The 13884-nt window shown below is 47.8% G+C and carries 9 protein-coding genes; 2 read left to right on the top strand and 7 right to left on the bottom strand.

All coding sequences use genetic code 11. The features are described from left to right. The first annotated feature begins 44 nt into the window (after positions 1-44). On the top strand, positions 45-2375 hold the full coding sequence (locus AZ66_RS04575) for a S9 family peptidase (protein ID WP_044353778.1): 2331 nt from the start codon (positions 45-47) through the stop codon (positions 2373-2375). Positions 2376-2617: 242 nt separating this feature from the next. Here the strand turns inward: AZ66_RS04575 and AZ66_RS04570 are convergent, their stop codons facing one another. The 7 genes from AZ66_RS04570 to AZ66_RS04540 all read right to left on the bottom strand — a co-directional run bounded on the left by AZ66_RS04570 (position 2618) and on the right by AZ66_RS04540 (position 10513). After that, the gene (locus AZ66_RS04570; protein WP_044353777.1) at positions 2618-3568 is read right to left on the bottom strand and encodes an AraC family transcriptional regulator; all 951 of its coding nucleotides are present in this window, start codon (positions 3566-3568) and stop codon (positions 2618-2620) included. A gap of 204 nt (positions 3569-3772) precedes the next feature. After that, positions 3773-5179 (bottom strand): erythromycin esterase family protein, encoded by a 1407-nt coding sequence (locus AZ66_RS04565; RefSeq protein WP_044353776.1) that lies wholly within the window; start codon positions 5177-5179, stop codon positions 3773-3775. 107 nt (positions 5180-5286) lie between these two features. Then, positions 5287-6774 carry an ArnT family glycosyltransferase gene (locus AZ66_RS04560; RefSeq protein ID WP_231586732.1) on the bottom strand — a complete coding sequence of 496 codons (1488 nt, stop codon included), beginning with the start codon at positions 6772-6774 and terminating at the stop codon, positions 5287-5289. Between the two features lie 81 nt (positions 6775-6855). Then, on the bottom strand, positions 6856-7536 hold the full coding sequence (locus tag AZ66_RS04555) for a hypothetical protein (protein ID WP_044353775.1): 681 nt from the start codon (positions 7534-7536) through the stop codon (positions 6856-6858). Between the two features lie 119 nt (positions 7537-7655). Beyond that, on the bottom strand, positions 7656-8360 hold the full coding sequence (locus AZ66_RS04550) for a hypothetical protein (protein WP_044353774.1): 705 nt from the start codon (positions 8358-8360) through the stop codon (positions 7656-7658). A gap of 95 nt (positions 8361-8455) precedes the next feature. Further along, positions 8456-9202, bottom strand: a complete 747-nt coding sequence (locus AZ66_RS04545; RefSeq protein WP_044353773.1) for an APC family permease — start codon at positions 9200-9202, stop codon at positions 8456-8458. Positions 9203-9214: 12 nt separating this feature from the next. Next, positions 9215-10513 carry an SPFH domain-containing protein gene (locus AZ66_RS04540; RefSeq protein WP_044353772.1) on the bottom strand — a complete coding sequence of 433 codons (1299 nt, stop codon included), beginning with the start codon at positions 10511-10513 and terminating at the stop codon, positions 9215-9217. A gap of 771 nt (positions 10514-11284) precedes the next feature. Here AZ66_RS04540 and AZ66_RS04535 point away from each other — a divergent pair. After that, positions 11285-13642 (top strand): glycosyl hydrolase family 18 protein, encoded by a 2358-nt coding sequence (locus AZ66_RS04535; RefSeq protein WP_082061453.1) that lies wholly within the window; start codon positions 11285-11287, stop codon positions 13640-13642. Positions 13643-13884: the final 242 nt, after the last annotated feature.

Below are 13884 nucleotides of genomic sequence, written 5' to 3'. Positions count from 1 at the left end.
TGAAGTAATTAAAATTATGAGCATATACAAAGGGGTTCATGTCATTGAAAAAGAAATGGATTGCTGCATCACTCGCGGCTGTGCTTGCCGCATCGCTGCCGACGTCCGTCATGGCGCAGAAGCCAACCGAAGCTGCAACTTGGTACCAGAATGGGATTCAGGCGCTTACGTCCAAAGGAATTTTGGATGAACATGCGAAGCTGACGTCTACGGTTTCCGTTGACGAATTCGTCCGCCTTGCCGTATTGACATTCACGTACCAGCACGGAATCGAGCCAATGAAGGCTTCTAAGAATGAAGGATTGGTAGCTGACGGGGATTTCACCTCTCTTGATGCGCCGATTAAGCGCGGAGAGATTGCCCGCATCCTCGTTCGTGCGCTTGGCAAGGAGCAAGACGAGAAGAGCTTGACCGATTATGCGGAACGCGCTAAGACGCTGGGTTTGCTCAAGGGATTTCCAGATGGAAAACTGCATGAGAATAACGCAGCAACGCTGCGCGAAGCTGCATCCGCGCTTGAGAATGTTGTGAAGCTGAGCCGATCCGGCATCGACAATAAGGGCGTGCCGCAAATTTCCGTCGAGGATTTCATGCGCAACCCTGGAAGCTTCTCCTATCAGCTGTCTCCGGACGGCAATTATATTTCCTATGCATCATCGTGGGAAAATCGCTCGAATGTCTTCGTACAGAAGATGGACGGTTCCAGCGAACCGGTGCGCGTAACGAGCTCCAAGGATCGCGATATTTCCGGCTTCTTCTGGAAAGGCGATCATATCCTCTACTTGAAGGACAAGGGCGGAGACGAGAACTTCCACCTGTACTCCGCAGCGTTCAACGGCAATGAAGAGAAGGAATTAACACCATTCGATAAGGTTCGAGTCGGCGTAGTCAGTGCACTGTCCGGCGTTAAGGACGAGATTCTCGTCTCCATGAACAAGGAAGACGCCAAGGCATTTGACGTGTACAAGCTGAACATTAAGACAGGCGAAACGAAGCTGGTCGCGAAAAATCCTGGCGACATTCAAGAATGGATTGCCGACCATGACGGCAAAATTCGCCTTGCCGTTGCTTCAGACGGCATCGAGGGCGTCGTATTGTACCGGGCGACAGAGGAAGACGAATTCAAGCCATTCATTACGACATCAGGCGGCAACAATGTTAGCCCGCTTGGCTTTTCCAAGGACAATAAGACGATCTATGCTGTATCGAATAAAGGACGCGACAAGTCCGCGCTCGTCAAGTACGACCTTCAGGGCAATGAGCAGCTGATCTACTCCCATCCGGACGTCGATCTGGCAGGAGCGGTGTATGACCATAAGCAAGATAAACTGCTCATGACTGCTTATATAACGGATAAAGTACATGTGAAGTTCTTTGATGAATCATTCGAGGCTTTGCACAAAAAGCTGCGGCACAAGCTGCAGGCGACAGAAAGCGAAATCGGCATCAACGACTACAATGAAGACAAGACCAAGCTTATCGTCAGCCTATCCAATGACAAGGTACAGGGCAAGTACTATTACTATGATTCCACAACGGATCAATTGACGCTGCTTGCCAACCTGAGTGACTGGCTCAATCCAGAACAGATGGCTGACATGCACCCGATCTCCTATAAGAGCAGAGACGGCATGACGATTCATGGCTACTTAACGCTGCCGAAGAATAAGACGCCAGAGAATCTCCCTCTGATCGTCAATCCGCATGGCGGCCCATGGACTCGCGACATGTGGGGCTTCAATACGGAGGCTCAGCTGCTGGCTAATCGCGGATATGCCGTTCTGCAGGTTAATTTCCGCTCCTCTACGGGTTACGGGAAAGCATTCATCGACGCCGGCAACAAGCAGTGGGGCCGCAACATTCAAAATGACATCACGGATGGCGTACAATGGGCAATCAAGCAAGGCATCGCCGATCCGAAGCGCGTCGGTATTTACGGTGCATCCTTCGGCGGATATGCAACACTAGCCGGCATTGCGTTTACACCGGACATGTATGCAGCAGCCGTTGATTATGTCGGGGTATCCAACATCTTCACCCTGCTTGATACATTGCCGCCTTATTGGGAAGCGAACCGCAACATGTTCTATGAACGCATCGGTCATCCGGAGAAGGACAAAGACATGCTGAAGGCCGTATCTCCTGTATTCCATGCGGACAAAATCGTAACGCCGCTCTTGGTCGCGCAGGGCGCCAACGATCCGCGCGTGAACAAAGCCGAGTCCGATCAAATCGTCGAGGCCCTCAAGAAGAGAGGCGTAGATGTCGAATATTTGGTGAAAGACAACGAAGGCCACGGCTTCAACAATGAAGAGAACCGCATCGAATTCTATAATGCCATGGTGAAGTTTTTGGATACACACCTGAAACATTGATTCGATACATCAGGCCATATTCGCCAACAACAATGTAAAAAAGATCGGGTTTCAGCAGTCAGATGTCTCTGATGCGCTGGACCCGATCTTTTTTATTTTCGCTATCAATATCTCTGCATACGATGCGGCAATAACTGCTCATTACTCACTTGGAGCTATTTCTCTCCTTACATGCTGGTCCCTCATCTACGGAAGGCAAGAGGTTACAGTTTGAGCCCGCCATAGACATCTCCTGAGTTCATCTAGCTATGCTGCCACACGGACAAGGCATTCTTTTTGAAATGACTTGGCGTAACCCCCGTCTTGCGCTTAAAAACTCGGGAAAAGTACGGAACATCATTAAAGCCCACTTGGAAGCATATATCCGTTACCGACATATCGGTATCGAGCAGCATCGCGGCCGCCTTGTGAATCCGAATATCGACCAAGTAGTCATTATACGTCTTACCGGTAAATCGTTTAAATAAATCGCAGAAATATGTCTTCGAAATATTAAACTTGCGGCAGATCATCTCTAGGCGCAGCTCTTCATTATAATGCTCATGAATGTAATGAATCGCGGCCGTCATCAATTCCTTGAATTTGCCCAATCGTTCATCCACGTCATCGGAATTGCGCTGTCGATCCATCTCTCGCACAAGCATCGTCATCAGCTTCAGCAGATCCGCCTTAAGTACCAGTTCGTAATAACGATTGGCCTGCTGATATTCATCCAGCATATCATTCAGAATCTTCGATACCTCAAGATCAGTCGCTCCCGACAACGCCACCTTCGGAGTCACATGTTCTTCATCCAGCATGAACTGTTCCAGATAGGAGTAGTCGAACCTCCCTCTGCTTCCATTGTGTGGCTGATACTGCTCGTCAATAAAATGCGGGAGAAACTCAAGTCCAATAATATCAATTCCTTGATCAGCCACTAATGTCACTCGATGAACTGCATAAGGTGGGATTACAAAAATATTGCCCTTCACCATCCGATACGTGTGATTATTGATCGTATGCATGAACTCGCCCTTCACGACATACCAGATTTGAAAATAGTCATGCGTATGATCACGTATGCTGCCACCCGCATGGTTCCAACGATATATTTTAAAAGGCAGCGGTGTTCCGATCTCGCTCTCAGCGCGATAAAATTGGACATCCTGTGGCATGGGCCTCTGCTGCAACTCTCGACGCTCGAGCATCATCGGTTTCCCCTCCTCTTCCACTCTGATCCCGTGTCTAATCCAATCTGGGTTAGCTTGGAAACCATTCTCTTCTATCATATCATGATTGACCAAACAGGCGATACCGAATGTGCAATTGTAAAGGCGAAATCAGCAGGCGGGAATCCTCCTCCAGCATACACAAAAAAAGAGCCGCATCCCGTATGCAGCTCTATTCAACCTATATTATTGTGCCATCCGTCGTGATGGATGGATCGTGTCCACGAACAATAGACCATCATACTGATCCCGAACGACCATCGTCTCCTCAAGTACGCCCCACGCTTTAGCAATACGAGGAGTGAACATCCATGATGTACCCGGTTCAAGCTTCGCCTGAGTGAGATCCAAGAACTGATTAGGGTGGCCTCCTGCTCTAAGCAGCGCTTCTATGCTTCCTTCATTATGCGGCAGCGTGATGCGCTCGGTATCCTTGCTATTCTTGCTGGAGCTTCCTTGATAGGCATACAATCCGATCACATAATTGTCCTTCCGAAGCGAGAATGGCAGCATTTCCCCCATTGTCGGAAAAGGGTGATTGTCGAAGCCAAAGCCATTATGCTCGGTTACCATCGTCGAATTATGCTTTCGAACATGGTAATTATGCCCCCATACGATGATCTTCTTATCGGGATACAACCGCTCGGCAAGCCATGCCGCATTGCTCGCCATTTGCTCATCCCGAATATAGCTGGCTTCCTTCATCTGTCGCTCAGGCTCAATCCCAGCGAATAGCTTCACCATTCGTTCACAGTACGTCTCCAGCATATCGATGCGATTCTGCAGCACTCGCTCCATAATGGGAATGAGCTCTGGTTGCTCAGGATGAACAGCCTGCAGCTTCATCTTGTTCTCCTTCACGAACGTCTGGAATACTTGATACTTCGCAATCAGCAGCGATTGTTCCCGCTTGAATTGCTCCATATCCTTGTAGGCATGCACCTTCAAATACCATCGTTCCGTTTGCGCGAACGATACCGCCTTGCTCTTGTCAACTTGGGCGAACCATTTCTCCACGAATGCAATGAACGGTTCCGTAGTACCCTGTACATCAATCCCTGTCAAAATAAGCGGCCGTTCCGTCTTGCTCTGCTGCGCGATATACTCGAATAATGGCAAGTTCTCCTCCACCTGCCATACGCCAAAGATCGAGCTCTTCATCATATCTGTAGGTGTACGCTTGCCTATCTCCGCAAACGCGGCTGATGTCTCGCCCAGATTCGATTCAAACGCGAGTACATCGTACCCGAGCTGTTCGTGCAAAAATTGAACCAGCCGAATCTTCGCTGAATTATATTCCGATGCGCCATGTGACGCTTCTCCTAGACTGACCATTCGCTTATGCTGCAATAACGGCTTCAGAAACTGGAGATCCTGGAATCGTTCCTTCGTTTCCTGTTCCTTTCCATGGATCTCATTATGTATGGCAACCGGCTTCGCATGCTCCTTGACCCACTGCTTCCACGCTTGGCTGCTTACCATGTCCGCCTCAACTGAGTCAATGCTGCTTGCTGCTGCGCTGTTGGCGATTGAGGTACAGGCAATCATGCAGACTGCCGCTCCCATAATCAGTGTTCGCTTCCATCCTATCATTGTTTCACCTTCTGGTTATGTCTTTGTTGTCTTACATAAACAGCATAAATCGAGAAGGTTAAGGTCAAGGATGGCTCACGTTTAAGTTTGGTTTAAAAAAAGCAAGGTCACGCTTCCTCGGCCACTTCTTGTCGTGCATCCTTCGCACGCAGTTGCAGCAGCCGGCGGAATGGGATGCGTTCCTTCCACTTGGACATGACGACAACGAGCGCATAAGCGCCATACCCTTCAATGATAATCATCGATGGCATAATGAAGTATCGGTACCGCTGCTGCACTTCAATGAGCAGATGCACACCCATATAGCCAAGAATTAATAGAATGAGGAACAGATACTTATGTTCGGTATCCCTGCGCAGAATAAGAAGATCGACGGCCAAGAACAGCAGTAAGATAATGACGAAGTAACTGACATACGAATACGTATGAATCAAACCGAATAGACTGCTCACGCTGTTCGTATTCAGGCTCCAAAATAACGCATCAACCTCGCCCCACATAAGCCGAATTTTACTCAGGAAGAGATTCGACAGCTCTCCAACATTGGACAACCGCTCCCACACCATTTCCTTCTCAATACGTGTTCGCTCTTCTCCTAACGGATATTGCGACACTGTTTTAAAGTCCTTATCCGAATAGGCCCCCTCAGTCTCGCGATTGAAGCCCAATACAAATTTCCACATCGGATCATGGTTCTCTAATGGCGTATTCGAGATTCCCGTTCCTACCGCAATGAAGCTAACCAGGTAGAAGACAGCAAAATAGGTCGTCATGAAAATAACAAGGAAGCCGATCACCTTCTTGATAGACTCCTTCTTCAGCACGATTAAATAAATCACGGCATAAAACAGGATACTTAATAGGATTACAATGCCCAATGGACGTATGAGATTGCCAAGTGACAGCAGCACCGCTATTACCATGCTTACTCTCCAGTTGGGCGTTCGTTTTTGGAGCAAAAAGTAAAACCCGAGATAGAACAGAAACGTCGCCAAATGCTGATTCGTCAATACCGAGCTCATTACAATGCTGGGAATGAAGAAGCAGTAAGTGATGCCAGCGAACTTCGCCGCAAATTCATGGAATAGATTTCGTCCGATTTTATATACCAACACCGTGATGCCTGCGCAACAGAGTGCATTAATGATTTTCAAGGGTAGCAAACTTGTGCCAAAGATCTTAATCATTAGCGCCTGATACATCGTGAAGCCTAATTGATAGGTCCATGCCTGGAAATAATCGCTGTACTTATACGAGAAATCCCCCACCGACATTTTCACAGCTGCATCGTACATAATGTGAAAGTCAGACACCGGCTTCGTATCAATGACAAGCACCCACATAAACCGGATACAGAAGGCTAAGCATGCGATAAAAAGGATAAATGCCCGTTCCTCTTGCAAATGCCGATAAGCTAAATAGGCCAAAATAAATACAAAAGCCGTATAACCTGCCATAATGAATGGGACTTGAATAAGCATATCTGGGCTGTACCCCATGAAGACGCCACACATATAAAAGAGAATTACACACAGAAATGAAAGCAAAATAAAAAGCAGCGGTGTCTTGCATATCCGCGCTTTGCGTAACGACATCTCCAAGGATATCCCACCTGTATAAATAAAATTAGCCCATTCATTGTACCATCATTTCTGAATCATAGTAGCTCCATAATATTACACTGCATCGTATGCCATCATGGAGCCACAATACTCACAAGCTGCTACAGAATCAGGCTGCACCTTTATCTGGGCACCACAACCCGTGCAGTTGACAATTTTTGAGAGCGGAGGCTTGCTGACAGCAGCTGACTTCGCGGCTGCACGTCCGTAAGGTTCCCATTCATCGTGATCGGTCATCTCATTCCCCAATTGTACCCGATACTGTTCTACCATAGCTTTTTCATCCGCACTGCGATCTATCTTCGTGCTTGCCCATACGAGAAGAGCACCCGGAACACCCAGTAATAATACAAAAACAAACAGCATCTCTACTTCTTCCTGCATATCCGACCAGATCATCATATTTCCCAGCAACACAAGCTCTACGAATATCAGCATCATCCAGCCCAAGCCTCGCATGAAATTGCTGGCTCTCCATAGCTTCTTGGCAGGCAGTAATATGCCCCGCTGACGAAGCTGCATCTCGATTTCGGCTTTTGTCCTTCGCTGCTTGCCCTTGCGGAACAGACAAATTCCTGGAATGCCGAATACAAATACAGAATACAACAATTTCCCGAACCAATCCTCGATCTCGTGAAGCTGTGACAAGTTAAGAAGGAACGAGAGGATAAAGCTGATTTGGAAAAATAAAAAGATTCCGCCTACTGCTTTGAACAAGGAGCCTTTCTTCATCATATGCCTCCCATACCTCCTGAATTCTACTGAAATCATCCATAGCTCTGTATTGAGCCCTATTTCGGTTAACAATCTCGAATTTCTCTACTGCTCAGCAACAATTATCGCTTAGTAATGTGCTACGCTTGATCGTATGCAACCGCAGATCCGCAATAGTCGCAAGAAGCCGGTGAACGAGGAGACACCTTGGTCTGTGCACCGCATCCCGGACAGCTAACCATTTTCGGAAGCAATGGCGCACTTGCAGCGGCTGACTCTGCAGCTGCAAGGCCACGAGCCTGCTGCGGCTCATCATCGTCCCAATCCTCATTCTCTTCTTCATCGTCTTCGATATCTTCGTCCGAGAGGTTCATGTTCTCTGCTTGCTGCTGCATGTACAACGCATCTGCCTTCGCATCGATTCGAGAAGCCCGCCAGAGCATGAAGATACCGAGGACGAAGAAGAATAGCCCCACGCCATATACTGTCGTTAGTTGAGACTTAGGCACAGGCCACTCCGCCAGTACAGTGAGAAACTTCCACTCGATGCCAAACAATATGATATAGCCGATGAATCGAAGTAAGTCACTCACTCTTAACGAATCGCGCGCCGGAATCAGATTCTGCTCCCGCATCCTCTTCCGTGTTTCCTTACGTTTCTTCAAATACTTGCCGCCGATGAACGACATGAGCCCTGGAATCCCGAATACAAATATAGAGAATCCCAGCTTACCAACTGGATCATCAGCAGGAGTAACACGAGACAAACTTAAGAAAAAGCCAATAATAAAAGCAACTTGCAAAAAGAGCAGTACTCTTCCTACTGTGCGTAATAAACCACCCATGGAGTTCAGTTCACCTTTCTATCTATTTAACTATTGAGCATACATTCATGTTATATCTATCGTTGTCTACCCATCGCATCTATTCATTGCCACTGCTATTTCAGCGCTGCTAACTGCTCATTGCGCAGCTTCATCCCGTTAGACAACTGCCGGATCATGTCTCGCAGTTCATCAGCGCTGTATACCGTGTTGCGATCACGCACCACGGATCGTACACCTTCCTCTAGGCGAGTAGCCTGATCCATAATCTGTCCTTCCTCCAGCACCATAGCTGGTACTGATATCGGATCGCTATATTTCACCTGTTCCTCCAGCTTGTTCATCTGGTCCAACAGCATATCGCGCTCCGAGTGCTCCCAACCTTCCAACTCCAATCGTGCTCCATGCAGACTAAGCTGAAGTCGCTTCTTAAACTGCATCCGATTGCTCTCATCCTTCTGCAAGCGGCCAACAGATATTCGCGTGAGACCAATGAGGAGCGCCAGAATGAACGCTACTGCAAAGGTAATGATGTGAATCCACATGTACAGCTTCTCTGATACATCCAGCACGAGCCAAAACAGCACGATATGTACAAGAACTGCAATATTGTAAATGAAGGCGATGGCTCCCATTGATAAATTCATAGGAACCTCATCCTTGTGCTTGGACAGATGGACGAGCATACTCATGCAAAATAGATAACTGATCAGTCCTGCCATCATGAGCGAGCCGAAGGACAGCCCCCATGAGAAGCCGCGGGATTCGACATCGCTCAGGCCAAAGAATAAACCAACCGTTACCGCTCCTAGAATGAGAAATATCGCTGACGTAATCCACTTGAACCGTGATGCCCACTTCATGATATTCTCCCCTTATACCAGCTTATTGCCGCATTCCACGCAGAATTTTTGCCCCGGCTTAACCTCGCTGTTGCACCCGCTGCAAGTAAGCGTCGTCTCCTCGCCGCAGTGTGCACAGAACTTGACCTTGCTGGACACCGGTTCACCGCAATGACGGCATGGAACCGGCAGCGCTTGTCCGCATTCGATACAAGCTCCTTGTTCTGGTGGATTGTCAGCGCCGCATTCCGGGCATGGATTATACGGGTCCCCGCAGTGTGGACAGAACTTGGTCGTACGCGGCATCTGCTCCCCACATGCCTGGCATTTCACGTCAACTGGTTTCTCCGTGCCGCCACTTACAGCCAGCGATGTACCGCAACCTGTGCAGAAGGAAGCATCTCGCTGATTGCCACGATTGCACTTCGGACATACCTTGTCATGCGCATCAACTCGAAGCTCGCCTGCCATCTGCGTCATGACGCCGCCTACAGCACCGCCAACCCCGTACCCCATGCCAAGCCCAATACCTGCACCCATCAGATCTGACTTCACTCCACTATCATTCCTAGCGACTTCTCCAAGCGTATCGAATGTACGCTCTTGCTGATAGGTGAATCCGATAATATTCATTTCAGCCCGCTTCGCCAGCGCTTCCCGCAAACGCTGTGTGGCTGGATCATCCTCAGGCGTATTGACCGAGTCTACATAGAAATTAAGCAGACGAATGCCATACTCCTCGAACACCGGTGCAACCAGCTCTTGAATATGCTTGGAAATATCCGATATGTAGGCATTGATCTCTAATATACTAATCTTGCGATGCACGAAGTAGGAAGAAATCAGCTGGTGAATATTCATCATGAGCACACCGCGGAAATATTCAGTCAGCGTATCTTGATTGAACACAGGCAGCGTGCCAACAAGCTTGCCCAAGAACTTGCGTGCATCTTCGATCTGAATGCCGAACTGCCCGAAGGAACGCACCTTCACGAACAACTGATACTTTGGATCCTGCAATTGAAGTGGTGTCCGCGTGCCCCATTTTACATTCAGAGAATGAACCTTATTGACATACCATACCTCCGCAGTGAAGGGAGAATCTCCTCCGAACGGCAAGTTAACAATATGATTCAATATCGGAATATTCGCCGTGCTAAGCGTATGCCTCCCCGCAGTGAAGCTATCGAGCGCTTGCCCGCCCTTGAACAAAATCGCTTCCTGCGACTCATTTACGATAAGCTGTGACCACGTTGCCAGCTCATGATTGGGAAACTTCCATGCAAATACATCAGGTGAACCATCATATTTGATTACATCAATAATCGCCATATTCTGCAGTACCTCCGACAATGATAGTATGGAGCCATATACATCGAAAGGGATCGTTTCTACTTCCCTATATCAACTGTTTGTAATAATATGAAGATATACACTACATTCGCTACTTTACTACTACGAGGAAGCTTGCAAAACGTATCCATAATTAAGCCCGCATTCCTAATCTTTCTTCTATCTGCTCTCATTTCTATTATATAAGGCAGCTGCTTCAGACACCATCCTCATAATGGAAATCAAAAAAAATAGGCCTTCCCTAGCCCGTGCTTCATTCGGTATCATAACGTTCATACTCGCTTCGCCTCGTGCATATATTTATTTTCGTGTTAAAACGTTTATCTGGAATATCTATAAATGTGATCTCCTCAATTTGACCCAGTATTTATGAACTACCACATTTCATGCAACACGTAAAACGATAACCGCAAATTCGTTAAAGCGATTCGCTTTATTCCGCCTCTTCCTCCTCTTTATAACACATGAATACTTAGGATGAATAACGCCTTCTTCACACTTCACTAACTTCATCACATACAAGACTATGCCTTTTCTATTGTTTGTGTTTGTCTTAGATACGGCCTTATTCGAGTATCACCCCCGCCTTGGCTTGTAATTTCGCATTCTGATCCACCTAGCATCCATCTATCGTTCTCAGAAGTTTGGAATGCGATTACGATTACATAGATTTGTTAGTGAAAGGAGATGTTTTCCGTATTCCTCAGGTCTGGCGAACCTAACCCAATATGAAACGGAGTGTGATTAAGATTGAGAAAGGTCAAAAAAGTTAGTGCGATTTTGTTTTTTGTCTTCATCTTGGTATTCACAGCTGTACCATTGACTGCCTTCGCCGCTTCACCATGGGCACCGAATACAGCCTATAAAACAGGAGACCTCGTCACCTATGGAACCGATACCTACCAATGTGTACAAGGACATACCTCTCTTGTCGGATGGGAACCGCCAAACGTTCCTGCACTGTGGAGCAAACAATTAGCTCCTGCCGACACGGAGCTGCCGACTGCTCCAACAAATGTTGCAGCCAGCAATATCACAACCGTATCCATCACCCTTGGGTGGACGGCATCTACCGACAATGTCGGTGTTACGGGCTATGACGTCTATAATGGAACGACACTTGCAGGCTCGACTGCGGCAACTTCCTTCACCGCTTCAGGCTTAACGCCAAATACCACTTATACCTTCACCATTAAAGCTAAAGACGCTGCCGGCAACATTTCCCCTGCCAGCTCGCCTGTGAGCGCAACGACATTAGCTATTATTCCGGATACCCAACCTCCGACAGTACCTGCTAATGTAACCGCCTCCAACGTGACCAGCAGCTCGGTTACATTGAACTGGACGGCTGCAACGGATAATGTTGGGGTCACAGGTTATGATGTGTACAACGGCTCCATACTCGCCGGTTCTTCGGCAACTACTTCCTATACCGTTACAGGTTTGAATGCCAGCACTGCCTATACGTTCACGGTCACTGCGAAAGATGCCGCCGGCAACGTATCCGCTGCCAGTTCACCGGTCAATGTCACGACAAGCGCTGTTATTATAGACACAGAGCCACCAACAGCGCCTGCCAACTTAACAGCACCTACCGTAACGACAAACTCCGTATCCTTAAGCTGGATCGCTTCGACAGACAACATCGGCGTCACCGGATACGATATTTATAATGGCACGACGCTGACAGGTTCTTCGACAACTACTTCCTACACTGTTACAGGCTTAACTGCCAACACTGCTTACACCTTTACTGTGAAAGCAAAAGATGCTGCGGGTAATGTGTCCGCCGCCAGTAATGTACTCACCGTTACAACTCGTTCCCAACCATCAAGCCAATATGAGATTATCGGCTACTTCCCAAGCTGGGCTGCTTACGATACTCCGTCCTTCACGCCTGCCAAAATTGACCCGACAAAAGTAACCGTTATCAACTATGCATTCCTTGATATTTGCTGGAACGGCAAGCATGGCAATCCCTCCAAGAGCTCCGATAATCCAAATCCAAACACATGGACCTGCCAAAACGGCGATGGCACACCAAATAATGCACCGAACGGTTCTATCGTAATTGGAGATTCATTTACAGACGGTACTGCTGGTGGCGGATACAACCAATTGGTTACGATCAGACAACTGAAAAATACCAACCCGAATCTGAAATTATTCGCCTCCGTCGGCGGATGGACGTGGTCCAACCAATTCTCCAACACCGCGAATGACCCTGTCACAAGAGGCAACTTCGCGACCTCTGCCGTCAATTTCTTACGTCAATATCAATTCGATGGCATCGACATCGACTGGGAATATCCGAACAGCATTGGCGTACCTTGCGCGTCGGGTCAGACTTGCCAGCGTACAGCCGACAAAGCCAACTACATCCTGCTGCTGCAAACCCTTCGCCAAGCTCTTGATAAAGCCGGGCAACAAGATGGCAAGCACTACTACATTACGATCGCTTCCAGCGCGAACTCCAGCTTCCTTGCCGATGCAGGCGGCACCAACAACTGGTTGTCCAACGCTGCACAGTACTTGGACTGGATCAACATCATGACCTACGACTACTACGGCCCATGGGATGCTACAAGCGGCATCGGATCGCCATTGTATAACGACCCAGCCAACACAAACGGCAGCAGCCAATTCAACATCAATTCCACTGTAACCAACTATTTGAATAAAGGCATTCCTGCCAATAAAATAACCGTAGGCGAACCATTCTATGGCTATGGCTGGAAAGGATGCAACGCAGGTCCAAATAACAACGGATTGTACCAAAGCTGCAGCGGTGAAGCCACTGGCGGTTCCAGCGGCTCGACGTATGACTTCGCCCACATGCAGAATACCGGCCTGCTGTCTGCTGATTCCACAGGTAAATATACGGTTGCCGGTCAAGGCTATACCCGCTACTGGAACAATGCGACGCAGACCCCATTCCTCTACAATCCATCTACGAAAGTCTTTATTTCGTATGATGACGAGCAGTCCATTCATTTGAAAAATGAGTTCATCAAAACCAAAGGATTACGCGGCGCAATGTTCTGGGAGCTGAATGCAGACAGAAACCGCACCCTGCAATCCGTCGTATCCAGCGACTTGCCTCATTAATGCGATCAACATGATAATTTAGCCATAAGAATAGAATAAGCAGCACACGCAAAAAAAGGGCTTTCCCGAAAGTAGAATCTTCTACTTTCTTAGGAAAGCCCTCTTTATGTATTCCTCGAGAAATGGATATGCCTGAACTGCTGCTGCACAAACGTAGGAGCCGATTTCTTTACAGCAGATTTAAGAGGTTGAATAGATATTCCTTCAACTAAGGATTGCAGCTGCTTTGTTTTTTGTATATG

It is taken from the genome of Paenibacillus sp. E194, from assembly GCF_000935845.1.
Lineage (GTDB): Bacteria > Bacillota > Bacilli > Paenibacillales > Paenibacillaceae > Paenibacillus_B > Paenibacillus_B alvei_B.
This window is presented reverse-complemented; position numbering and strand designations above follow the sequence as displayed.

Excerpts from the sequence above, each read along its gene's own strand:
- AZ66_RS04570 (WP_044353777.1), bottom strand. The coding sequence starts at position 3,568 with ATGATGCTCGAGCGTCGAGAGTTGCAGCAGAGGCCCATGCCACAGGAT.
- AZ66_RS04555 (WP_044353775.1), bottom strand. The coding sequence starts at position 7,536 with ATGATGAAGAAAGGCTCCTTGTTCAAAGCAGTAGGCGGAATCTTTTTA.
- AZ66_RS04565 (WP_044353776.1), bottom strand. The coding sequence starts at position 5,179 with ATGATAGGATGGAAGCGAACACTGATTATGGGAGCGGCAGTCTGCATG.
- AZ66_RS04545 (WP_044353773.1), bottom strand. The coding sequence starts at position 9,202 with ATGAAGTGGGCATCACGGTTCAAGTGGATTACGTCAGCGATATTTCTC.
- AZ66_RS04540 (WP_044353772.1), bottom strand. The coding sequence starts at position 10,513 with ATGGCGATTATTGATGTAATCAAATATGATGGTTCACCTGATGTATTT.
- AZ66_RS04550 (WP_044353774.1), bottom strand. The coding sequence starts at position 8,360 with ATGGGTGGTTTATTACGCACAGTAGGAAGAGTACTGCTCTTTTTGCAA.
- AZ66_RS04560 (WP_231586732.1), bottom strand. The coding sequence starts at position 6,774 with ATGTCGTTACGCAAAGCGCGGATATGCAAGACACCGCTGCTTTTTATT.